The organism is Flavobacterium tagetis, assembly GCF_016735615.1.
Lineage (GTDB): Bacteria > Bacteroidota > Bacteroidia > Flavobacteriales > Flavobacteriaceae > Flavobacterium > Flavobacterium tagetis.
The window spans coordinates 464512-488121 of record NZ_JAERSF010000001.1 but is presented as its reverse complement, the minus strand read 5'-3'; the positions used below and the strand labels follow the sequence as shown (position 1 = coordinate 488121).

Here is a 23610-nt window from a genome sequence, read left to right as displayed (position 1 = left end):
TTCTTAAATGACTTGTATGGTTTAAAATTTACCACCAAACATTTATAATTAATCATTTACCATTTATAATTAAAAAGTAATGCCTTTATTTCAGACCATACAATTCAACGAAAATACTAAAATCCTAATTTGGGAAATAACCGAATCTTTTGAAGAATTGTATAGTCGCGTTACCCTGAAAGAAAAGACACAGCGCAGACTGGATGGAATGAAATCACAGATGCATCAGCGTGCTTTCCTAAGTGTACGAATGCTGATTCAAGAAATGGGGTTTACAGATAAAGATCTGCATTATGACGAATTCGGGAAACCTTATTTCGATTGTGATAATCATATTTCAATTACACATTCTTACCATTTTGCTGCGATAATTATAAGCAAAGAAAAGGTTGGAATTGATATGGAATTGCAACGAGAAAAGATTCAGAGAATTGCAGATAAATTCACCGATTATGAATGTGATTATCTAGAACCGAACTTTACAGAAGAATACATAAAAAAACTTACCGTTATCTGGGGAGCCAAAGAGGCGATCTTTAAAATAAGAAATGAAAAAGGTATAAGTTTTAAAGATCATATTAATGTAGACAACTTTTCTTTAGATAAAACCCAAACGCAGGCAAGTCTTCATTTTGATGATTTAGTTAAAGATTTCGATGTGCATTATCAGGAAGTCAAATCTGATAATTTTGAAGGAACTTTTACTTTGGTTTATGCTTTTGAGAAATAACGTTTTAATATAAAAATTCCAAATTCCAAATTCCAAATTCCAAATTTTAAGATTTATTTTCAAATTTGTCATTCCGAGGAACGAGGAATCTTCGCAAGAAACTCCGCAAAGTAAATCGTAAGCCTTTTAAATAAAAGAATTTTAAATCTCGCTTTCTTTTTGTCTATGCTGAAACATACTCATGTACAGAAAAGTACTCATTTTACGGGCGCGTCTTTTTAGTGTTTCGGCATTTTCCCCTTCAAAATGTTCGTCAATGGTTTGAAACCAATGATTCAACCAGATTCCGAATTCGTTTGTTGTGATTTTCTCATCAAAATGAGCGTCAACTTCATTATGGACAGCATGCGGATTTCCCTTGTATTTGCGAACACCAAATAGGTTGGTTTCCCAAAAATCAGTCAGTTTTTCGAGATGCGCATCCCAATCAGAAATCATTTCATTAAAATAAAAGCCGATTTCTTTATCGGCTCTTATTTTAGTATAAAACTGATGAACCAAAAAGGAAACATCTGCTCTATTTTCTATTTGTTTTCTCATAGAATTAAACTATTTAAAAGTATAAAGAACAAACTTAAAAATGTGCTTAGCATAATAAGATTGAAAACTACTTTATGTTTCATTTGTGCCAAGATAGATGTATTTGCGAAAACACAAGCTAAAACAATAATTCCTAGTTGGATCATTTGCGGAATTGAAGTTCCGTTGGCTAAAACATACATAGCTGCAGCGCCTCCTAAACAGCTTTGTCCAATTACTGCCATTGCAGCAGAGCCCATATAGTTTCTATTGAAAATGTCGAATGTTGTTTGGTATAGTGTCATGATATTCAGTTTTTTATACCAACAAAATTACACCCACAATAGTACTCCATTTTATGATTTTAATCATAAAACGGAAAATTTTTTATCTGTATACTTTTCGGTTAATAATCTTCAATTCGCCTTTTTTTTCTAATGCTTTTATCGCTCTAATGACGGTTTCAACGCGTAAACCAGTCAAATCTCCAATTTGTTGTCTGGTAAAATTAATCAAATACCCATTTTTATCTTTTTGAAAATTAAAATAGGCAATACCATGATCTATTAGCTTCAATACGCGATGTTCGGGTTCGTGTGTCGAAATTTCTGCCGCCATTACCGATTTATAATACAATCTCTGCGCTAGATTTTCTATTATTTTGATGCTCACTTTTGGATTTTCCTCTAAAAGTTTCATGAAGTTTCCTTTTGGAAGAATGAAAATCTCAGTATTTTCTACAGCTATTGCATTTGCTGGATATTTTTGATTTAAGAATAATGGGGGTTCTCCAAAAGATTGCCCGTTATAAAAAATGCCTTGTATAAATTCACGTCCATCATCATTATAATTACTCATTTTTACTTCGCCAGAAATAATCTGGTAATAGTGCGATGGAAGATTCCCCTCTTCTAAAATGATATCATTTTTATCAAATGATTTTTTTATAACTCCGTACTTTTCTAGTAATTCAACTGTAATCATAATATGTTATTTACGTTATCAAAAGACGTTGAACAAATATAATTCATTCAAAATAGTTCTTCTGCATTAAAAATCTTTTACTTTTACACCTTGTATGCAAGAACAAATACTCACTATTAGACAACAGATTTTAGAAGCTAAAAGCAACGGTCAAAAACTACTGGCGGTGCTTTTGGATCCTGATAAAATCGTATTGGAAAAAGTAGATCATTTAATTGAAAAAATTAATGAGTCGCCCGCAACTCATGTTTTTGTAGGAGGAAGTATTGTTCAGAACAATATTTTAGAAGAATTAATTACTGCATTAAAACAAAAGACAATTCTGCCAGTTATTTTGTTTCCTGGAGATCCTTCTCAGATTTCACCAAAAGCAGATGGTATCTTGTTTCTATCCTTATTGTCTGGCCGAAATCCAGATTATTTGATTGAATATCAGGTTCAGGCCGCTCCAATTCTTAAAAAAACTAATCTTGAGGTTATTTCTACAGGTTATATTTTGATAGAAAGCGGTAACGAAACCGCTGTTGCTCGTGTAAGTAAAACAAAACCCTTAAGTCGCGAAAATCTTGATTTGGTTTTGGCGACAGCACAAGCAGGAGAAATGTTAGGAAATCAGTTGATTTATTTAGAAGCGGGAAGTGGCGCTAAACAGTCCGTTCCAACAGAAATGATTGAACTTATTTCTCAAAACATTCAAATTCCTGTTATTGTTGGAGGAGGAATTGTAGATTTGCAAGGAATTCAAAAAGCCTATCAGGCTGGTGCAGATTTGGTTGTTATTGGAACTGCTTTTGAAAACAACAGTCATTTTTTTGAATAATAAACGCCAAATACCATGTTTTCATGATAGATTTTTTTTTAGAAAGTTATAAAAATGCACCGTTATGGCATATTGCATTGGAGTTCCTGGTATTTGTCTGCGGAATTTTAAGTGTTTGGTTTGCTAAAAAAGAAAATATTTGGGTATATCCAACAGGATTAATTGCTACGGCAATATCGGTATATCTTCTTTATGTTGCCGGTTATATAGGAGACATGATTATTAATGCTTATTTTTCTATAATGAGTATTTACGGTTGGTATGTTTGGGCAAAAGGAGGAACTGCTGAAGATAATCTACCTATTACCCGTACAAATTTTAATGAAAAAATAATCGGAATCTTACTGTTTATTGTGACTGTTTTTGTAGTTTTCGGCATTTATAAATATTTTGATTACGAAATTCATAAAGACAATTATGTTGATATGATTTCGTCTGGAATATTTTTTGCAGGAATGTGGTATATGGCCAGAAAAAAAATAGAAAACTGGACACTTTGGATTATTGGTGATATTATTGTTGTGCCTCTCTACGCGTATCGTGGCTTAGGGATGCTTTCACTTCAGTATATAATTTTTACAATTTTGGCTATTTCAGCTTATTTAGAATGGAGAAAGATCTTAGACAGCAAAAAACAACCATCATAAAAATTGCTTTGTTTGGTCCTGAAAGTACAGGTAAAACAACCTTAGCAAAACAGCTTGCAGATTACTACGAAACCGAATGGGTTCCCGAGTTTGCACGCGACTATCTACAAGAAAAATGGGAAGAGAATAAGCATATTTGTGTAGCCGATGATATGATGCCAATTGCGTATGGGCAGACAGCGTTAGAAAACGAAAAGTTGGCAAATGCTAAGAAATATTTGTTCTGCGATACCAACTTAATGGTAACCAAAGTATTTTCTGAAATGTATTATGGTTTTTGTGATCCGCTTTTAAATGAAGCAGCGCTAAAACATGAATACGATTTGTTTTTCTTGACGGACATAGATGTTCCTTGGGAGAAAGACGATATTCGTGATACTCCTGAAGGAAGAGAAACTGTATTTTCTGTTTTTAAACAGACTTTAATAGATACCAAAAAGCCTTTTATAATTTTATCTGGAGATAAAGAGACAAGATTGGCAAAAGCAACGGCGATTATTGATAATTTGACTATTGCTAAAGAGCATGATTTCTCTCCAAATGATTTTGTGCAAATCTACAATAGAGGGATTTCATTTGAAGCTATTTTAAAACAGTTAAAAAGTTTTAAAAAGGGAATTGCTAAAAGTAATCTCATAAGACCAGCCACGATAAATGACGGTATTCTAAATCTATCTGATAACGAATTTCAGCAAAAAGCTTTATTTTTTGATGAGCAGAAAGATAAATTTAAAATTAAAAAATTTGTTCCCGCTTCTGGTGCCGCAACAAGAATGTATAAGTTTTTAACGGCGTTTCTGAATGATTTTGACATTAAAAAAGAAACCATAAATGCTTATATCAACAGAAAAAATGACAAAGAGCTTGCTATTTTTATTGTTGGTATGGAGAAGTTTCCATTTTTTGAAACAGTAGATAAAAAGTTAAGAGAAATTTATCCAGATTTTGAGACTCTAGAAAGGGACTATAAGAATTATTATTTTATAAAAACACTGCTGTCGACAGAATATTTCAGTTCTGCAAATAAGCCAAAAGCTGTTTTACCTTTTCATCAATATAGTACTCATATTGCCAATCCGATAGAGGAACATTTGAATGAATGTGTTCATTATGCTTCTTCTAAAAATGTTTCTAATTTGCATTTTACAGTTTCAGAAATACATCAGCAATTGTTTGAAAAAGCAGTTATTGAAGTAAAAGACAAAATTGAAAAACCGTCAGGAATTAAGATCGATATTGGATATTCTTATCAAAGTAAAAGTACAGATTCTATTACAGTTGATGCAAAAGATAAATTAGTAAAAGACAAAGATGGTTGTCTGATTTTTAGACCGGGAGGACATGGAGCTTTAATTAAGAATCTTAATAATCTCGATGCAGATATAATTTTTATTAAAAATATAGATAATGTAATTCAAAATCATATTGATCAAATTACATTATATAAAAAAGCTCTGGCTGGTATTTTGATCGAAATGCAGCAGAAAGTTTTTGAAAATCTAAGGTTAATTGACCAAGGAAAAATTAAAGAAAATGATGTTGAAGACATGCTTCATTTTTTGGAAGAAGACTTTAATGTTGAGATGACAACAGATTTCAATAAATTTACTTTTGAAAATAAGATAAGTAAACTTAAAGAACTTTTAAACAGGCCAATTCGTGTTTGCGGAATGGTTAAAAATGAAGGTGAGCCAGGTGGAGGTCCTTTTTGGGTTATGAATAAAAAGGGAATAAAATCGTTGCAAATTGTAGAAACATCTCAAATTGATCTTCAGGATAAAAAGCAAGAAAAAATCTTGGCAGAGGCAACACATTTTAATCCAGTAGATTTAGTTTGCGGAATTAAAAATTACAAAGATGAAAGGTTTGATTTACTAGAGTTTGTTGATCAAAAAACTGGTTTTATTGTAGAAAAAAGTGTTGATGGCAAACCTGTCAAAAATTATGAATTACCAGGATTATGGAATGGTTCAATGGCAAATTGGCTTACTATTTTTGTGGCTGTTCCTTTGATTACTTTTAATCCGGTAAAAACAGTAAACGATTTATTAAAAGCGGCACATCAGCCACAATAGTATGGATTCAGAAAAAATCATAGCTGAGTTAAGCTTTAAGGCCGTTAGAAGCAGCGGTTCTGGTGGGCAAAACGTGAATAAAGTTTCGTCTAAGGTAGTTCTGAATTTTGATTTAAATGCTTCTCAAGCTTTGTCTGAAGACGAAAAATTACTATTGCAAGAAAATATAGCAGCAAGGTTGACTTCTGAAAATATCTTGATTTTAAACTGCGAAGAAGACCGAAGTCAGCTTAAAAACAAAGAAATTGTAACCAAACGATTTCTGGAAATTATCAAAAAAGGACTTTATGTTCCTAAAGTTAGGAAAGCAACAAAAATTCCAAAAGCGGTAATTAGGAAAAGAATCAAAGACAAAAAGAATGTTTCTGAATTAAAGCAATCTCGAAGAAAACCAAACTTGGAATAAATTTCAAGTTTTAAAATTCCAAATTTCAAAGTTATTCATGAAAAAGCGAGTGTTTGGAATTTGGAATTTCTTTTTTGGAGTTTTAAATATTTTAACATTACATTTGCATTGTCTCAAAGGGGTGCTCTAAATAACGAGCTGAGATCATACCCAAAGAACCTGAGCGAGTAATGTTGCTAAGGGAAAACGACACTATCGAGCGTGCACACTTTATTTTGTCGGGAAACACATTTATTAATTTAACAAAAGAATAATTCCCCCTTTTATTCGTAATTCTTTACGAATGAAAACTAATTTTTTAGGTGCTGAGGCACTAAGGTTTAAAGGTTCTAAGGTTGAAAATCTTAATAGAACCAAATCGATTTTCTTTACTCTTTTATCTATTTTCTTTACTTTTTGTTCTTTTGCACAGCAGCAGGATTCTACCAAAGTGAATCAGCTTGATGATGTATTGGTTTCTGCAGTTCGTGTTACTTCTAAGACTCCAGTGAGTTTTAGTAATATGGATAAAAAGGAAATCAAGTATAGAAACTTAGGTCAGGATATTCCGGTTCTGATGAATTATCTTCCTTCGGTTGTAACAACTTCAGACGCTGGTAACGGTGTTGGTTATACTGGAATCAGAGTTCGTGGAAGCGACGCTACTCGTGTAAATGTAACCATAAACGGAATACCTTATAATGATGCAGAAAGTCAGGGAACGTTTTGGGTAAATATGCCTGATTTTGCTTCTTCTGTAGAAAGTCTTCAATTGCAGCGCGGCGTTGGAACATCTACAAATGGAGCAGGTGCTTTTGGTGCAAGTTTAAATATGCTAACGGATAGTTATGCTAATAAAGCCACTGGCGAAATCTCAAGTTCTGCTGGATCTTTCAATACTTTTAAAAACACAGTAAAATTTAGTACTGGTTTATTAAATGATCATTTTGAAATTGCAGGTCGTTTGTCTACAATAAAAACACATGGATACATTGATCGTGGAAGTGCAGATTTAAAATCGTATTTCTTGCAAGGAACTTACGTTGGTAAAACAACTTTAATTAAAGCGTTAGTTTTTGGAGGAACTCAAAAAACGTATCAATCTTGGAACGGAATCGATGGGGAAACTTTAAATGAAAACCGCACTTTCAATTCGGCAGGAATGTATACAGATGAAGCAGGAAATGTACGTTTCTATGATAATGAAACCGATAATTATAACCAGGATCATTATCAATTGCACTGGAGCGAATCTATTTCTGATAAATGGAGCACAAACCTAGCATTTCATTATACGAAAGGTAAAGGATATTATGAAAACTACAAAGAAGATTCTGATATGGCTGATTATGGCTTAAATCCAGTTGGGACAGTTACAGAAACTGATTTAATTCGTCAGAAATGGTTAGATAATGATTTTTACGGAACTACTTTTTCTGCTAAATATGTAACAGAAAAACTAAATGTTATTTTAGGTGGAGGTTGGAATAAATATGAAGGCGATCATTTCGGAAAAGTAATTTGGGCAAGATACGCTTCACAATCTGAATTAGGAGATCATTATTACGACGATTATTCATCAAAAACAGATGGTAATATTTTCGCTAAAGCCAATTATCAATTCACAGAAAAATTAAGTTTTTATGGAGATTTGCAATACAGAAGAGTTCATTACAAAGCCAATAGTGCAGAAACTGGTTTAGTAGATGATACTTTCAACTTTTTTAATCCAAAAGCTGGTTTGAATTATGCTTTCAATGAAAAAAACACTTTGTATTTCTCTTACGCAAGAGCAAATCGTGAACCAAATAGAACAGATTACGAAGGCGGAAATGTAAAACCAGAAAAGCTGAATGATTTTGAATTAGGATGGAGATTCAATTCAGAGAAATTTCAATTGAATTCTAATGTATATTACATGGGATACAAAGACCAGTTGATCTTAACGGGAAGATTAGACGATGTTGGAAATCCGATTCGTGCGAATACAGAGAAAAGTTACCGTTTAGGTTTTGAATTTGATGCAACAATTGCACTTTCTGATAAATTTACTTTAAGACCAAACTTTACTTTAAGCAGCAACAAAAATGTAGATTTGGCTGTTGATGGCGAATTTTACGGAACAACTAAAATTGCTTATTCTCCAGAAGTAATTGCAGGAAACGTGATTGTGTATAAGCCGATAGAAAGATTATATCTTTCATTATTGCAAAAATATGTTGGAGAACAATATATGAACAATATTGAGCTTCCGGCAGCTAAATTGGCAGATTACTTTGTAAATGATTTTAATGCATCGTACGAAATAAAGCCAAAAACGATTTTTCAATCTATAACGATTACAGCTTTGGTGAATAATATTTTCGATAAAAAATATGTTTCAAATGGAGCAATGTGGGATGTTTATCCGTACTATTATCCACAAGCGGGAACAAATTTCTTAATTGGTTTGAATTTGAAATTCTAATTAAGTTAGACAACAAAAAAGCCTGAAAGTACTTTCAGGCTTTTTTGTTTTTAGTTGTATACGTGAATAACAGTTCCAGAAGATTCGACACGATATTGTTTCATCGGATATTCTTTTCCGCCAAGTCCTGTAAATAAATTATATTGTGTTTTGTCGCAAGAACAAACCGCATAAATTCCATCAATTGTCATTGCGGTACAAGAATTTAAAGCTTGATTCGGACAAGCGGCATCAAAAGCGGTATATGTTCCTTCGCCAGTTTTCATCACAATAATTCCTTTTGCTCCATAATTGGCAACGTATACTGGATTACTCGGATACATTAATTTGTTGTATGTTGGAAGATTAGTGTCGAGATAAGCATTTACCGAATAGTTAGGAATGTTCGGATTGTTATTGCTTCTGTTATTGTCACTGCAAGCGAATAAAACTGCAGTAAATGCGATAAAGAACCAGATTTTTTTCATTATTTGAATAAGAATTAGTTAAAACAAAAATAATTTATTTAGATTTGAAATCTATATATGATTAACATATAATTATGTACTATTAAAAATTATAGTATATTTGTGGTAAGAAAATCCCGTCGCGATGGGATTTTTTGTATTTATATAAACGATGAAGTTATGAGTAAAGTATCTTATTATACAGCTGAAGGATTAAAAAAATTAAAAGATGAATTGGAGCATTTAAAGAGTGTAATGCGTCCAAAGGCATCTCAAGATATTGCAGATGCAAGAGATAAAGGTGATTTGTCTGAAAATGCAGAATATGATGCAGCAAAAGAAGCGCAAGGTTTATTAGAAATGAGAATCGCTAAACTTGAAGAAGTATATGCAAATGCAAGATTAATTGACGAATCTCAATTAGATGTTTCTAAAGTTTTGGTTTTATCGAATGTGAAAATCAAAAACCAAAGCAATGGAATGGAAATGAAGTATACGCTTGTTGCTGAAAGCGAAGCTGATTTAAAAACAGGGAAAATCTCTGTAACTTCTCCTATCGGGAAAGGTTTATTAGGGAAATCTGTTGGAGAAGTAGCTGAAATTACAGTTCCAAATGGAGTTTTGAAATTTGAAATTCTAGAAATCTCAAGAGACTAACTTTAGTTTAACCGTTTAATCGTTAAATCGGTTAAACGATTAACCAAATAAACGAATAAACAATGAGTTCAATATTCACTAAAATAGTAAATGGAGAAATTCCAGCTTATAAAATTGCTGAAGACGAAAACTATTTAGCATTTTTAGATGTAAATCCAAACGCAAAAGGACACACGCTTTGTATTCCAAAACAAGAAATCGATAAGATTTTTGATATGGATGAGGAATTGTATTTAGGATTAATGAAGTTCTCTAAAAAAGTAGCTGCAGCTTTAGAAAAGACAGTTCCATGCAAAAGAATCGGAATTGCGGTTGTTGGACTTGAAGTGCCTCACGCACACGTGCATTTGATCCCATTAAACCATATGGACGAAATGCGTTTTATTGATAAAGTTTCACTTTCAAAAGAAGAGTTTGAAGCTTTAGCAAAAGATATTCAATCAAATTTGTAAAGATTTTATGCATATCAGGCTGAGCGATGTCTAAGCCTTTGTGAAGTTAGAAAACTATAAAAAAAACAAAAAAGTGCAGTAATAAATTTACTGCACTTTTTTATTTAATGAAATCTGAAAAGTAGTTCCTTTCCCAATTTCAGAATTCAGTACTTTTATTTTTCCATTGTGATATTCCTCGACAATTCTTTTAGTTAAAGAAAGTCCAAGTCCCCAACCGCGTTTTTTTGTGGTATATCCAGTTTCAAAAATAGTTTTAAACTGTTTTTTAGGAATTCCAGTACCCGAATCTTTAATGTTAATTTTTACCTGATGCGTATCTTGCTCAATTTGAAGATCCAGAGTTCCTTTTCCTTTCATCGCGTCAATAGCATTTTTAACCAAATTTTCGATAGTCCAGCTATGTAATGTTGGATTTATCATTCCTAAAATAGGAGAATCGGGAGCATTAAACAAAAAAGTAACTTGTTTAGAAAAACGAGATTGCAGATACTCATAAGCCGTTTTAGTTTCTTCTACAATATCATGAAGTTCTAAAACAGGTACTGAGCCAATTTTAGAAAAACGATCAGTAATGGTTTGCAAACGCTCAATATCTTTTTCAATTTCAGTGCTAATTGACGGATCTATATCTTCGGTTTTTAATATTTCAACCCAACCAATTAATGAAGATAGCGGTGTTCCAATCTGATGTGCTGTCTCTTTCGCCATTCCCGCCCAAAGTTTGTTTTGGGTTGCCATTTTGGTGCTTTTATAGAAGTTATAAATTAAGGCAATGCATAAAAATATAATCAGAAGTAGCGCGATCGGATAATATTTGAGTTTATTCAGTAATGAAGAGTTACCATAATATAAAGTTTGGTATTTTCCTGGAGCATATTCGAAAGTGATTGGCTCATTTTCATTTTTTAGTTTATTTAAGAAAGCAGTTCTTTTTTTCTTATCATTAAGAATTTCGTCAGGAACATTCACCGCGCTTACCACTTTATCATACAACATTATTATACCCGGAATCGAAGTGTTGTTGTTGAAAATTTGAAGAGGAAGCTCTACATCAGTATTTTCATCAGCATTAACTATTGAAATTTGAGCCTTCACAAAAAGGTTCATTTTCAAACGTTCCTCATTTTTAAATATTTGGAAGAAAGTATAAGTGTTCCAAAGAATTAGAGAAATGATTATAAAACATACCGAAATAATAATCCAGCGGGTTGTATTTGTTCTTTCAGAAAAAGACATATCAGTTTTTTTGAGGTATAAATATAACGAAATATACACATTTTATATTTTGCCGAGATAGAAAGATTTTTTCGTTTTTATCTGCAAAACTATTTCTTCGAATTAAACCATTTCAATACTTTTGTAGCTGCTAAAATCAGATTCTGTCTAAATTTTAAAGTATGATCAGCGTTAACCCAAAAGAGATTCCAACGGCCAAATTGCAAGGCTATCTGCAGAGTTCAATCGGACCGAGACCTATTGCTTTTGCAAGTACAATTAGCGAAACTGGAGTTCCAAATTTATCTCCGTTTAGTTTCTTTAATGTATTTAGTGCCAATCCGCCAATTTTGGTTTTCTCGCCATCAAGACGTGTTCGCGATAATACGATTAAACATACTTTAATTAACGCTGAAGCTACTCGCGAAGTGGTAATAAATGTTGTTAATTATGATATTGTACAACAAACATCATTGGCAAGTACAGAATATGCAGACGGAGTAAACGAGTTTATTAAAGCTGGATTAACCCAAATTCCTTCAGATTTAGTAAAACCATATCGCGTAAAAGAATCTCCTGTTCAGTTTGAATGTAAGATTACACAGATTATTCCGTTAGGAACAGAAGGTGGAGCAGGAAATTTGATCTTATGCGAAGTGGTGAAAATTCATATTGATGAATCGATTTTAGATGAAAATGGAGCAATTGATCAGCACAAAATTGATTTGGTCTCAAGACTTGGAAATAATTGGTATTCAAGATCTAATCAAGGACTTTTTGAAGTGGCAAAACCCTTGACAACATTGGGGGTAGGCGTAGATGCGATACCCGATTTTATAAAAGAAAGCTCTGTTTTAGATGGAAATGATTTAGGAAAATTAGGCAATATAGAATCCTTGCCTACAAAAGAAGAAGTTACTATATTTGTGAAAGAAAATTTCGCAGTCAAAGGAGTTTTAAGCTCAGACGACCAGAAAAAAGTGCATTTAGAAGCCAAAAAATATCTGGATAATGGCGATGTAGAATCGGCTTGGAAAGTGCTTTTAGCTAAGAAATAAAAGAAATAGAAACAATAATTAATACAGACGAAGATGGAAGTTACAGGAAAAGTAAAAGTGGTTAACCCAGAGCAGCAAGTTAGTGCCTCATTCAAAAAAAGAGAGTTAGTTGTTACTACTGAGGAGCAGTATCCACAACATATTTTAATCGAATTTACACAAGATAAATGCGATTTGTTGAGTAGCTATAAACAAGGAGATGCAGTAAAAGTTTCTATCAATTTAAGAGGAAGAGAATGGGTTAATCCACAAGGAGAAACTAGATATTTCAATAGTATTCAAGGTTGGAGAATTGAAAGATTAGCTCCAGAAGGACCTGCACAAGGGGCGCCAATGCCAGCTGCAGAAACTTTTGCGCCAGCAACAAGTATAAACGAAGACGAACCAGACGATTTACCGTTCTAAAAAAGGTTTAAATTCTAAAATTATAAATTCCAAATTCCAATTCATTAACGTGAATTTGGAATTTGGAATTTTATTTTTGATTCTTTTTTTATTGATCTCCAAATCTTGAAATTTGGACACGAGCGATAGCGAATTGGCGAAGCAATTTAAAAAATTGATTATTTAAAAATGTATTATCTATTCAACGATTTATTTTTTCCACCGGTTACAGAAGCCGATGAAGAAGGGGTATTAGCTATTGGAGGCGATCTTAGCTCAGAACGTTTACTATTGGCTTACAAAAGTGGTATTTTTCCTTGGTTTAATGAAGGAGAACCGATTTTGTGGTGGGCGCCAGATCCAAGAATGGTATTGTTTTTTGATGAATTGGTGATATCCAAAAGCATGAAAAAGATTCTCAATAAGAAAATCTTTAAAGTAACCTATAATAAAAATTTCAGAGAAGTAATTTCGAACTGCCAGCAGATAAAACGTGAAGGTCAAAATGGAACTTGGATTTCTGATGAAATGATAAATGCATACTGCAAATTGAATGAAGAAGGAATTGCTAAATCTGTTGAGGTTTGGCAAGATGATGTTTTGGTTGGCGGTTTATATGGAATTGATTTGGGAGATGTTTTTTGTGGAGAAAGTATGTTTTCTAAAGTCTCAAATGCTTCAAAAACAGCTTTTATTGCTTTAGCCTTATATTTGAAGAAAGAAAATTATAAATTATTGGATTGCCAAGTTTACAATCCGCATTTGGAGAGCTTAGGCTGCAGAGAAATTGACCGTGAAGAGTTTATGTCCATTTTAAAAAGTAAATAGAAAATGAGTGCAATTTACAGTGTAAAAGAAATTTATATTTATCCGATAAAGAGTTTGGCAGGAATTAGTCTTGAATCTGCAAAAGCTGAAGAAATGGGATTTGAAAATGATCGCCGTTGGATGCTTATTGATGCAGAAAATCAGATGCTGACACAGAGAGAACATCGTATTATGAGCCAATTTTATCCGCAGATTTCAAACGGAAAAATCAACGTTACTTTTCAGGATAAAAAACATGAATTTTCTGTAGACGAACATTTAGAAAATGCTATAGAAGTAAATGTTTGGGATGATAAAAGTGAAGTGGTTGAGGTGAATCTTGAAACTTCAAAATGGTTCAGCCAGCATTTAGGTTTTGATTGTAAATTGGTTAAAATACTTAGAAATGGAGCTCGTAAACATGAAAGTTCTAAATTAAAAGAAACATTCAATGTGAGTTTGGCAGACGGTTATCCATATTTAATGATTGGATCTAAAAGCTTGGATTTTTTGAATGATAAATTGGATGAAAAAATTACCATAAAAAGATTTCGTCCAAACATTGTTGTAAGCACTGAAAATCCTCATGAAGAAGACGATTTTAAGACTTTTGCAATAGGTGGTGTTCAGTTTAAAAACATAAAACCATGCGGAAGATGTGTTATGGTGAACAATGATCCAGAAAATGGGCGTTTGAAAAAAGAACCTTTAAAAACCCTGAGCAAATACAGAAATGTTGATAATTCGGTTTTATTCGGAACCAATATTGTGAGTCTAAATTCTGGAATTATCAGCGTAGGTGATGAGGTTGTTTTTTAGAAATTCAACTTTGTAAAGTTCCAGTTCAAAGTATTAAAGATTATTAATTCATTATTTAAAGTTGGCAATTCGAGAATTAATTTTAAAGTTTCGTGCGCCATCATATTGCCTATAATTCCAGGTAATGTTCCTAAAACCCCATTCAAATTACAATTTGGAACATCTTTAGGATCGGGCATTTCAGGAAATAAATCTCTAAGATTTTTACTGTTATGATTAAAAACTGCAATCTGACCTTCAAATTTTAAAATACTTCCGTAAACTAACGGTTTGTTAAGCTGAACGCAAGTATCATTTACTAAATAGCGAGTGGAGAAATTATCAGAACCATCTACAACAATGTCATATTGCTGAATGATTTCTGATGCATTTTCAACCGTTAATTTTTCATTGATTGCAACAGAATCAATGAGCGGATTTAGTTTAGAAACGACTTCTTTAGCAACAATTGATTTATGCTGACCAATTTCATTTTCGGTATATAGAATCTGTCTGTGGAGATTGTGAATTTCAATCGTATCAAAATCCATGATTCCGATAAAACCAACTCCAGCGGTTGCAATATATTGTAAAATCGGACAGCCCAAACCACCAGCTCCAATTACTAAAACTCTGGCTTTTTTTAATTTTTCTTGTCCCTCATCCCCAATTTCAGGAAGGATAGTTTGTCTGTTATAACGAAGAAACTCTTGTATAATGCTCATTTTAATTTAGTCTTAAAGTTGAAAAGTCAAAGAGCGAAAGTCTTTGAATATGGTTATAGTTGAATTTTAAGATGAAGTTTTGGACTTTATGACTTTAGACTTTCAACTATATGCTTTATCCCAATCTTTCCAAACGGGTTCATAGCCTGCATTTTTAATAATTTTTGAAATTTCTTCTGCCGAACGTTCATCGCTGATTTCGAATTGCTCCAAAGATTGCGGATCAACAATATAACCGCCCGGATTTGTTTTAGAACCGGCACTCATACTCGTAACACCAATCGGAATAATATGGTTTCTAAATTTTTCGTTTTCGCGAGTTGAAATAGAAATTTCTAAATCCTCATTCCACAAACGATAGGCGCAGATTAATTGTGTCAAATCTTTATCATCCATAATGAAATTGGGTTCGATAATTCCTTCAGCTGGACGCAGGCGGGGGAAAGAAACTGAATATTTTGTCTGCCAATACTTTTTTTGAAGATAATCTAAATGCATAGCATTGAAGAAACTATCGGTTCTCCAATCTTCCAAACCTAGTAAAACGCCTAAACCAATTTTATGAATTCCAGCAGTTCCAATTCGATCTGGAGTTTCCAATCGATAATCAAAGTTTGATTTTTTACCTTTTGTATGATACTTTTTGTAAACTTCCTGATGATATGTTTCCTGATAAACTAAAACCGAATAGACTCCTGCATCATGTAATCGCTGATAATCTTCGGTAGAAAGTGGCTGAACTTCAACAGAAATAATCGAAAATTCCTTTCTAATTAAATCAATTGCATTCAGGAAATAATTAATGTTTACGGTATAATTAGCTTCGCCTGTAACCAATAAAACATGATCAAAGCCAGTTTTTTTTAGAGCTTCAACTTCAAGTTTTATTTCGGCATCGGTAAGCGTTTTTCTTTTTATTTTATTGTCTAAACTAAATCCACAATAGGTGCAGATATTTTGGCATTCGTTGCTTAGATATAACGGAGCATACATTTGGATGGTTTTTCCGAAACGTTTCTTGGTTATTTCATGGCATTTTTGTGCCATTTGCTCTAAATAGTTTTGAGCAATAGGCGAGATTAAGGTCAAGAAATCATCGAGGTTGTATTTGGTTTTAGCCAAAGTTTGTTCGACATCTTTTGATGTGGTTTTGTATATTTTGGTTTGAATTTCATCCCAATTATATTGTTCAAAAATAGATTTGAATGTTTTCATTTTGTTTTGGTTTTTTTAACGCAAAATGCGCTAAGAATACGCAAAGTTCGCTAAGCTTTGAGTTCTTTTTTTTGCTTTAAAAGTTCGCCAAGCTTTGCGTGCTTTGCGAAAAAACCTTGCGAACTTTGCGTTTAAAATTATTCATAAAGAAAAGAAGTCAAGGGGCTAGAAGCCGAAGCATAATTTTGCTGATTAGCAACTTTAGCTTCAAAAGCTTTTCTTCCTGCAATAACCGCCTCCTTAAAAGCTTCAGCCATTAATTTTGGATTTCCAGCAACAGCAATGGCAGTATTAACCAAAACGGCATCAGCACCGATTTCCATTGCTTTTGCTGCATCAGAAGGCGCTCCGATTCCAGCATCTACAATAATTGGAACCGTACTTTGTTCGATTATGATTTCTAAAAAATCAATTGTTTTTAAACCTTTATTGCTTCCAATTGGAGAACCCAGAGGCATTACAGCCGAAGTTCCAGCGCTTTCTAAGTGTTTGCATAAAACAGGATCAGCATGAATATAAGGAAGCACAATAAAACCCAATTTCGCCAATTCTTCAGTCGCTTTTAAAGTCTCAACTGGATCGGGCATTAAATATTTCGGATCAGGATGAATTTCCAGTTTTACCCAATTTGTTTCTAAAGCTTCACGAGCCAATTGTGCTGCGAAAATGGCTTCTTTAGCATTTCTTGCACCTGAAGTGTTCGGCAATAAATTGATATTCGGATGCTTTAAATGCGATAAAATAGCATCTGTATCAGTTTCCAGATCGATACGTTTTAAGGCAACCGTAACCAATTCGCTTTCTGAAGATACAATAGCATTTTCCATTTCTTCATTCGAACCAAATTTTCCTGTTCCTAAAAATAAACGGGATTTAAAGCTCTTATCTCCAATATTAAATAATGATGTTTGCATACAATTTTTCTTTTAATTGTTGAATTAATTTTTCCTTTTCATCACTTTCAGTAATGATTCCAGAAATGGCAATTCCGAAAATTCCAGTTTCCATTAACGGACTAACATCACGTAATGTGATGCCGCCAATGGCATAAACAGGAATGTCGATTTTGTTTTTTTTCAGTTTTTGAAGAATATCATAATAACCTGATAGTCCCAAAATCGGACTTAATTTTTCTTTCGTAGCCGTAAACCTGAAAGGCCCCAATCCGATATAATTGCAACCATTTTCTACATGGTTTTGGATATCTTCAAAAGTATTGGCAGTTCCTCCGATAATTTTTGTAGAACCTAAGATTGCCCTTGCTTCATCGATTTTTGTGTCTGTTAGTCCTAAATGAACGCCATCAGCCGAAATTTGTTTAGCGAGATGTAAATCATCGTTTACTATAAAATTCGCATGATATTCTTCGCACAAAGGTTTTACTGCTTCGGCTAAAGTATAAACGTCTTTTGGCATTTGATTTTTAAATCGCATTTGTACCCAATTACATCCAGCATCAAGTGCCAGGTGTATGTTGCGTAATTGGTCGTCAATTGTTTCGCCTTGCGAAATATATTGTAGTTTGTTATACATAATGATATCCGATTAAGGAGGTAGTTGAACTTAGATAGTTTTCAATATAGATTTTAGCATTTTTGCAGGCTTCTTCTATAGTTTGATTTAGGGCTAAATTTGAAGCGATTGCAGAAGAGAGGACACAGCCTGAACCATGTTTTTCATGACAATCTTTTTCCGTCGGGAATAAATCAAGAATTTTATTTTTCAAAAACAATTGATCTTTTCCAATTTCATTCGAATTATGACCACCTTTGAGCAGAATTGCAGTCGAAATTTCATTCTCAATCCAAAGATGATCTTTTATAAAACCGGGAAATAACTGTTCGATCTCTATATAATTGGGTGTAATCAAATTGATTTTGGAAAGGATTTGGTTGAGATCTGAACGATCTTCAATGTTTAAGAAATCAAACTTTGTAGTCGATTTTAAGACTGGATCCCAGACAATTTTTGTATCAGGAGAAATCAATTTTATCGTTGAAAGAATTCGATTTAAATAAGAAAGAGAGGGTACAATCCCGATTTTAACAGCACTGATTTTATAGCTTTGAAATAATACTTCAATAGATCGTATCACAAAATTGATATTGATCCATTCAATTTTGTGAAATTCATTTTCAGTCTGAATGGTATTAGCCGTTGCAATAGCAAAACCAGTAACTTTGTGCTGTTCAAATGTTTTAGTATCAGCTAAAATTCCAGCGCCTCCAGAAGGATCTAAACCTGCGATTGTAAGTACGAATGGACGATTTTCTGACATAATTTAAATTGTTTTAACGGATTTTCATTGTTCCAAATACTTCCTAAAAGCGCAACATCATCAAAACCATTTTCTAAGGTTTTTTGAATGTTTTTCGCATCAATTCCGCCTAAAGCAACCCCTTTTGTTTTATGATTTGTTCGTGATTTTATTGCTTTGAAAAGATCTTTTTCAGGAAAATAATTTTCTTTAGAAATACTTTTAAAAACAGGACTTAGAAAAGCATAATCAAAATTTTCAAGAGAATTAAAATCTTCAATTGAATGTGTTGATGTTGATTTATACCTAAAAGGTTTTGAAAACCTTGCAGGAAAATCATTCATACTTTTTCTTTCTTTTTCAGAAAAATGGAATTTTTCAACACCAAAATCTTTCGCTAAATGATGATAATTATGCAATACCAAATTTGTACGAAATTCTAATTTAATCTGATGAATAAATTGCGCCATTTCCAACTCCGAAAAATCAGGTTTTCGAATATGAAGCAAAGACAATCCTTCTTCCAATAAAGAATTTAGCATTTGAATTTCATCTTCAACAAAAAAAGGATTTGTAATCACAATCATAAAATGTAAAATGTTTTTTGTGAGATGTAAAATGTGAAAATCAAAAGATTTCACATTTTACAAATTCCATCTCACTATATATAAATCTCTTTCCCCTGTTCAATAAACTCTTCTGATTTCTCTTGCATTCCTTTTTCTGCGGCAGCGACATCTCTAATTTCCTGAGATATTTTCATAGAGCAGAATTTTGGTCCGCACATCGAACAGAAATGCGCTACTTTTGCACCATCGGCAGGAAGAGTTTCGTCGTGAAATTCTCTTGCAGTATCTGGATCTAAGGCCAAATTGAACTGATCTTCCCAACGGAATTCAAAACGAGCTTTACTCAAAGCATTGTCTCTATATTGTGCTCCTGGATGACCTTTTGCTAAATCTGCAGCATGAGCTGAAATTTTATAAGTGATTACACCGTCTTTTACGTCTTTTTTATTTGGTAAGCCCAAATGCTCTTTTGGTGTTACATAACACAACATCGCACAGCCATACCAGCCAATCATAGCGGCTCCAATTGCCGATGTGATGTGATCGTAACCTGGTGCAATATCTGTTGTTAAAGGGCCTAAAGTATAAAATGGCGCTTCATGACAGTGCTCCAATTGCTTGTCCATGTTTTCTTTAATCATGTGCATTGGTACGTGACCTGGCCCTTCAATAAAAACCTGAACATCATGTTTCCAAGCAATTTTGGTCAATTCTCCCAAAGTTTCTAATTCTGCAAATTGAGCTGCGTCATTCGCATCAGCAATCGAACCCGGACGCAAACCATCTCCAAGAGAAAAAGCAACATCATATTGTTTCATGATTTCGCAGATTTCTTCAAAATGTGTGTATAAGAAATTTTCTTTATGATGAAATAAACACCATTTCGCCATAATTGATCCACCTCTCGAAACAATTCCTGTAACACGATTGGCTGTTAAATGAATGTAACGAAGTAAAACTCCTGCATGAATCGTAAAATACGAAACCCCTTGTTCTGCTTGTTCAATTAACGTATCGCGGAAAATTTCCCAAGTTAAATCTTCGGCAATTCCTTTTACTTTTTCAAGAGCTTGATAAATAGGAACAGTTCCAATTGGGACAGGAGAATTTCTAATAATCCATTCTCTGGTTTCGTGAATGTTTTTTCCTGTTGATAAATCCATAATAGTGTCAGCTCCCCAACGACAAGCCCAAACGGCTTTTTCTACTTCTTCTTCAATGCTTGAAGTCACGGCGCTGTTACCAATATTGGCATTAATTTTTACCAAGAAATTACGACCAACAATCATTGGTTCGCTTTCTGGATGGTTGATGTTGTTTGGAATAATTGCTCGTCCTGCGGCAACTTCAGAACGAACAAATTCTGGAGTGATTTTATTTTTTGGAGTATTTGCACCAAAGCTGTTTCCGCTGTGCTGGCATTGCATCGCTTTGGTTTGTTCGTTTAAAAGCTCAATTCTTTGGTTTTCGCGAATAGCAATATATTCCATTTCTGGAGTAATAATGCCTTGTTTTGCATAATACAATTGCGTTACGTTCGCTCCTTTTTTAGCGCGTTTTGGTTGGTGCAAATATTCGAAACGAAGATGATTCAAACTTTCATCTTTTAATCTGCTTAAGCCGTAATCTGAAGTGATTTCATCTAAAATTTCGACATCATTTCGATCAAGGATCCAATTTTCGCGTAAACGAGGCAATCCTTTTCGAATGTCAATTTCAATATTCGGATCTGTGTAAGCGCCTGATGTATCATAAACTGTTACAGGTGGATTTTTCTCAATTCCGCCATTTGAAAGTTTGGTGTCGCTCAAAGCAATTTCACGCATCGCTACTTTTATTGGATGAATTTCTCCGTCGATATAAACTTTTTTAGAATTCGGAAACGGGGTTCTTGATATTTGTTCTTCGTTTGTCATAGCTTGTATATTGTAAATGTGAGATGTAAAATGTAAAATGTGAATTGTAGAGACGCACTACAGTGCGTTTACGCCCAATGTATAATTGGAATTTGGATTTTTTTTATTTTAGAATTTTAACCTTTATCCCCCTTGCGTAGCAGAAATGATCAAAATTTCGTCAGTTTCTTGTACGAGGAATTCGTTCCATTTGAGTTTTGGAACAACAGTATTGTTGACAGCAACGGCGATTCCGTTTTGTTTATGCGGAATTTCGAGATCGAGCAATGATTGAACGCTTAGCGATTCAGCATTGAATTGTTTAGTTTGTTGATTGATTTTTAGTTCCATTCCTTTTTAGTTTAGTGTATAGATACACATTAGGAATGGCTACAATAACGCATAGAAATGCGTTCAAGAAGTCATCTTACTTTTCCCTACGCTAGTATGAACTAGATCAGGTTCAGAGGGTAAAATCTCAGCCTACAAGTTGTAGACACCCCTAAAGTGTGAAGCAAATATATGTAATTTTTGTTTAAAAGTTTCAGGTTTCAAGTTTCTGGTTCAAAAAAACTGAAAACTGTGACTATTTTTCCTTTCGGGTAAAGCAATCTTCCACGTGATCATTGACCATTCCAGTTGCTTGCATGTGAGCGTAAATAACCGTCGAACCGACAAATTTAAATCCACGTTTTTTTAAATCTTTGCTGATTGCATCAGAAATTGGAGTAGTGGCAGGAACATCTTGTAGAGTTTTTGGCTTATTATCGATTGGTTTTCCGTTTGTGAATTTCCAGATGTAATCAGAGAAAGTTCCAAATTCTTCTTGGATTTTCATAAAAGCCTGAGCGTTCGAAACGGCAGAGTTGATTTTAAGTTTATTTCGAATAATTCCAGTATTTTGCATTAATTCTTCGATTTTATCTTCAGAATAATTAGCAATTTTTTTATAATCAAAATAATCAAAAGCAGTTTTGAAGTTTTCTCTTTTATTTAAAATGGTAATCCAGCTTAGACCTGCTTGAAAAGTTTCTAGAATTAAAAACTCAAAAATAGTTGGGTCGTCGTAAACAGGAGTTCCCCATTCTTCGTCGTGATATTTTTTATATAAATCGCTGGCGGAGCACCAGCCGCATCTTATTGGTTCCATTTTTTATTTTAAATGTATAAAAAAACCTCAAACGAAAGAAGTTTGAGGTTTTAAAAAAGTTAAAAAACAATAACTATTTACGTTTTAATTCAATGATGTATATTTCAGATACTTCGTTGTTGTATGTGTAAGTATATTTAATTTTTAATGTATTTTTATCTAATACTAAAATTTCTCCAGTATCTCCTGAATCAGTACCATATTTAAAAGTTATTTTATTATCTGTTCTCGTCCATGTTCCATTATCGTTATAATCTTCACACTTTGAATTAGAATACTCAGAATAGTGATCAATTACTTTTCCTCCTGCTTGAATTTCAAGAAAACCTTTGCTGCAACCTCCTTCGTTAACAATTGGGGCCATTATCTCTTTCCCATCTACAATAGTTCCCTCTTGGGATGCTTCCCATTTTCCTTCAATAGACGCTTTGTCGTCATCACTGCTACAAGATACTGTAGTTAAACCTAGTGCCAATACTGACACAAAAAAAATACTTAGTTTTTTCATTTTTGGGTGGATTTTATTTGTTAAATGTTAGGGCAAAAGTAAAATCTTTTAAAAGAAAACCAAGTGGACATATTAAGTTTTTTCGTATTTTTTTATTGTTAACATGTAATTAATTGAGTGTCAGGTGAGTTTGGCTTTTTGTGTTTGGTAATTTTTTTCTTTCGTTATCTTCCAATCTGCCAGCTATATCCTTTTACACTCGGAATATAAGCAGAACGTCCCACAATGACTAAATTGGTATAGATTTTTCGGTTATATTTAATGCCAATAGCATTGCCAGAAGTGTACATTTTATTGGCTTTAAAGACTACTTTCATTTTGCCGTCTTCAAGTTCGGCATCTGATACTTTTTCGACGAGCCATGTTGACTTCCATTTAACAGATAACTCATTTTCGGCAGTTTTAGTAACACTTTTAACTAGTTTAACAGCTTCTTCAGGAATTTCAAAGTTTTGGGTCAGTTCTTTTTGTGTCATTGTTTGGCCCATTTTGCAATTATCGAGAATCTTTCGAATATTAATAAAGTTTAGCAATTTGTCATTTGCTTCTTTTTTGATATCCATATTTGCATTTTGAGTTTTGTTTTCGAGATTAGGAGCTGGAGTTATCGTAATGGCATTTTTTACAGCAAAGGCTTTTTGATTTACAGTAGTTTTTTCTGCCACAAATTCTTTAGAGGCCTTAATATTTTTTGATGAAATTTTTGCACCTTTTTTGACAGGAGCAGGTGTTAACTCATTAACAGACTGAATGACTTTTTTAGGCTGTTTTTTTTCGTCATTGCCACAGCTGAAAAAGAAATAGGTTACAGAGAATAAAATAAGCAAGCAATTTTTTTTCATGA

Annotated in this window: 28 protein-coding genes and 1 riboswitch; of the genes, 12 read left to right on the top strand and 16 right to left on the bottom strand. The window is 33.2% G+C overall.

Features of this window, described 5'->3' with window-relative positions:
* Positions 1-79 precede the first annotated feature (79 nt).
* Positions 80-730, top strand: a complete 651-nt coding sequence (locus tag JI750_RS02215) for a 4'-phosphopantetheinyl transferase family protein (protein WP_201998669.1) — start codon at positions 80-82, stop codon at positions 728-730.
* A gap of 141 nt (positions 731-871) precedes the next feature.
* Here the strand turns inward: JI750_RS02215 and JI750_RS02210 are convergent, their stop codons facing one another.
* From JI750_RS02210 to JI750_RS02200, 3 genes are all read right to left on the bottom strand, one after another.
* Entirely contained in the window at positions 872-1270 is a 399-nt protein-coding gene (locus tag JI750_RS02210) for a group III truncated hemoglobin (RefSeq protein ID WP_201998667.1), read from the bottom strand.
* Positions 1267-1554 (bottom strand): hypothetical protein, encoded by a 288-nt coding sequence (locus JI750_RS02205; RefSeq protein ID WP_111379304.1) that lies wholly within the window; start codon positions 1552-1554, stop codon positions 1267-1269. Before JI750_RS02205 ends, JI750_RS02210 begins: the two co-directional genes overlap by 4 nt.
* An 82-nt stretch (positions 1555-1636) precedes the next feature.
* Complete coding sequence (locus JI750_RS02200) at positions 1637-2233, bottom strand: Crp/Fnr family transcriptional regulator (protein ID WP_201998665.1); 597 nt, start codon at positions 2231-2233, stop codon at positions 1637-1639.
* A gap of 94 nt (positions 2234-2327) precedes the next feature.
* On the opposite strand from JI750_RS02200, the gene JI750_RS02195 reads away from it, so the two are divergent.
* The 5 genes from JI750_RS02195 (at position 2328) to JI750_RS02175 (ending at position 8627) form a co-directional block, all read left to right on the top strand.
* A complete protein-coding gene (locus JI750_RS02195; RefSeq protein WP_201998663.1) occupies positions 2328-3053 on the top strand; it encodes a phosphoglycerol geranylgeranyltransferase in 726 nt (241 codons plus the stop codon).
* 23 nt (positions 3054-3076) lie between these two features.
* Positions 3077-3700 carry a nicotinamide riboside transporter PnuC gene (gene pnuC / locus JI750_RS02190; RefSeq protein WP_111379299.1) on the top strand — a complete coding sequence of 208 codons (624 nt, stop codon included), beginning with the start codon at positions 3077-3079 and terminating at the stop codon, positions 3698-3700.
* Positions 3661-5775: a DUF4301 family protein gene (locus tag JI750_RS02185; protein ID WP_201998661.1), complete on the top strand. Its 2115-nt coding sequence runs from the start codon at positions 3661-3663 to the stop codon at positions 5773-5775. The genes pnuC and JI750_RS02185 overlap by 40 nt, the downstream gene beginning before the upstream one ends.
* A 1-nt stretch (position 5776) precedes the next feature.
* A complete protein-coding gene (gene arfB, locus JI750_RS02180) occupies positions 5777-6181 on the top strand; it encodes an alternative ribosome rescue aminoacyl-tRNA hydrolase ArfB (protein ID WP_201998659.1) in 405 nt (134 codons plus the stop codon).
* Positions 6182-6464: 283 nt separating this feature from the next.
* Positions 6465-8627 carry a TonB-dependent receptor gene (locus tag JI750_RS02175; RefSeq protein ID WP_201998658.1) on the top strand — a complete coding sequence of 721 codons (2163 nt, stop codon included), beginning with the start codon at positions 6465-6467 and terminating at the stop codon, positions 8625-8627.
* A gap of 50 nt (positions 8628-8677) precedes the next feature.
* On the opposite strand, the gene JI750_RS02170 is transcribed toward JI750_RS02175, so the two are convergent.
* Positions 8678-9094 (bottom strand): Rieske (2Fe-2S) protein, encoded by a 417-nt coding sequence (locus JI750_RS02170; protein ID WP_201998656.1) that lies wholly within the window; start codon positions 9092-9094, stop codon positions 8678-8680.
* 159 nt (positions 9095-9253) lie between these two features.
* On the opposite strand from JI750_RS02170, the gene greA reads away from it, so the two are divergent.
* Both greA and JI750_RS02160 read left to right on the top strand, forming a co-directional pair.
* A complete protein-coding gene (greA, locus tag JI750_RS02165; protein WP_026728641.1) occupies positions 9254-9730 on the top strand; it encodes a transcription elongation factor GreA in 477 nt (158 codons plus the stop codon).
* A 62-nt stretch (positions 9731-9792) separates the two neighbouring features.
* Positions 9793-10182, top strand: coding sequence for an HIT family protein (locus JI750_RS02160; RefSeq protein ID WP_160780920.1), 390 nt, complete (start codon positions 9793-9795; stop codon positions 10180-10182).
* 87 nt (positions 10183-10269) lie between these two features.
* On the opposite strand, the gene JI750_RS02155 is transcribed toward JI750_RS02160, so the two are convergent.
* The gene (locus JI750_RS02155; RefSeq protein ID WP_201998654.1) at positions 10270-11421 is read right to left on the bottom strand and encodes a sensor histidine kinase; all 1152 of its coding nucleotides are present in this window, start codon (positions 11419-11421) and stop codon (positions 10270-10272) included.
* Between the two features lie 161 nt (positions 11422-11582).
* Between JI750_RS02155 and JI750_RS02150 the strand changes: the two genes are divergently transcribed.
* From JI750_RS02150 to JI750_RS02135, 4 genes are all read left to right on the top strand, one after another.
* Entirely contained in the window at positions 11583-12458 is an 876-nt protein-coding gene (locus tag JI750_RS02150; protein WP_201998653.1) for a flavin reductase family protein, read from the top strand.
* 33 nt (positions 12459-12491) lie between these two features.
* Positions 12492-12863, top strand: coding sequence for a DUF3127 domain-containing protein (locus JI750_RS02145; protein ID WP_095927972.1), 372 nt, complete (start codon positions 12492-12494; stop codon positions 12861-12863).
* Positions 12864-13031: 168 nt separating this feature from the next.
* Positions 13032-13670, top strand: coding sequence for a leucyl/phenylalanyl-tRNA--protein transferase (aat, locus tag JI750_RS02140; protein WP_201998650.1), 639 nt, complete (start codon positions 13032-13034; stop codon positions 13668-13670).
* A gap of 3 nt (positions 13671-13673) precedes the next feature.
* Positions 13674-14468, top strand: a complete 795-nt coding sequence (locus JI750_RS02135; RefSeq protein ID WP_201998649.1) for an MOSC domain-containing protein — start codon at positions 13674-13676, stop codon at positions 14466-14468.
* Here the strand turns inward: JI750_RS02135 and JI750_RS02130 are convergent.
* The 11 genes from JI750_RS02130 to JI750_RS02080 all read right to left on the bottom strand — a co-directional run bounded on the left by JI750_RS02130 (position 14465) and on the right by JI750_RS02080 (position 23608).
* Positions 14465-15172, bottom strand: coding sequence for a HesA/MoeB/ThiF family protein (locus tag JI750_RS02130; RefSeq protein WP_201998648.1), 708 nt, complete (start codon positions 15170-15172; stop codon positions 14465-14467). The genes JI750_RS02135 and JI750_RS02130 overlap by 4 nt on opposite strands.
* A gap of 102 nt (positions 15173-15274) precedes the next feature.
* Positions 15275-16387, bottom strand: coding sequence for a 2-iminoacetate synthase ThiH (gene thiH, locus JI750_RS02125; protein WP_201998647.1), 1113 nt, complete (start codon positions 16385-16387; stop codon positions 15275-15277).
* Positions 16388-16524: 137 nt separating this feature from the next.
* Complete coding sequence (locus JI750_RS02120) at positions 16525-17301, bottom strand: thiazole synthase (RefSeq protein ID WP_201998646.1); 777 nt, start codon at positions 17299-17301, stop codon at positions 16525-16527.
* Positions 17282-17920, bottom strand: coding sequence for a thiamine phosphate synthase (locus tag JI750_RS02115; RefSeq protein WP_201998645.1), 639 nt, complete (start codon positions 17918-17920; stop codon positions 17282-17284). The genes JI750_RS02120 and JI750_RS02115 overlap by 20 nt, the downstream gene beginning before the upstream one ends.
* On the bottom strand, positions 17913-18665 hold the full coding sequence (locus JI750_RS02110; RefSeq protein ID WP_201998644.1) for a hydroxymethylpyrimidine/phosphomethylpyrimidine kinase: 753 nt from the start codon (positions 18663-18665) through the stop codon (positions 17913-17915). Before JI750_RS02110 ends, JI750_RS02115 begins: the two co-directional genes overlap by 8 nt.
* A complete protein-coding gene (locus JI750_RS02105) occupies positions 18623-19231 on the bottom strand; it encodes a thiamine phosphate synthase (RefSeq protein ID WP_201998643.1) in 609 nt (202 codons plus the stop codon). The genes JI750_RS02110 and JI750_RS02105 overlap by 43 nt, the downstream gene beginning before the upstream one ends.
* Before the next feature lie 74 nt (positions 19232-19305).
* Complete coding sequence (gene thiC / locus JI750_RS02100; protein WP_201998642.1) at positions 19306-21129, bottom strand: phosphomethylpyrimidine synthase ThiC; 1824 nt, start codon at positions 21127-21129, stop codon at positions 19306-19308.
* Positions 21130-21252: 123 nt separating this feature from the next.
* On the bottom strand, positions 21253-21459 hold the full coding sequence (gene thiS / locus JI750_RS02095) for a sulfur carrier protein ThiS (protein ID WP_201998640.1): 207 nt from the start codon (positions 21457-21459) through the stop codon (positions 21253-21255).
* Between the two features lie 66 nt (positions 21460-21525).
* Positions 21526-21622, bottom strand: a riboswitch (TPP riboswitch).
* Positions 21623-21694: 72 nt separating this feature from the next.
* Positions 21695-22258 carry a DNA-3-methyladenine glycosylase I gene (locus tag JI750_RS02090; RefSeq protein WP_201998639.1) on the bottom strand — a complete coding sequence of 188 codons (564 nt, stop codon included), beginning with the start codon at positions 22256-22258 and terminating at the stop codon, positions 21695-21697.
* A gap of 73 nt (positions 22259-22331) precedes the next feature.
* Positions 22332-22766 (bottom strand): lipocalin-like domain-containing protein, encoded by a 435-nt coding sequence (locus tag JI750_RS02085; protein ID WP_201998638.1) that lies wholly within the window; start codon positions 22764-22766, stop codon positions 22332-22334.
* Between the two features lie 164 nt (positions 22767-22930).
* Entirely contained in the window at positions 22931-23608 is a 678-nt protein-coding gene (locus tag JI750_RS02080; RefSeq protein WP_201998637.1) for a hypothetical protein, read from the bottom strand.
* Positions 23609-23610 lie beyond the last annotated feature (2 nt).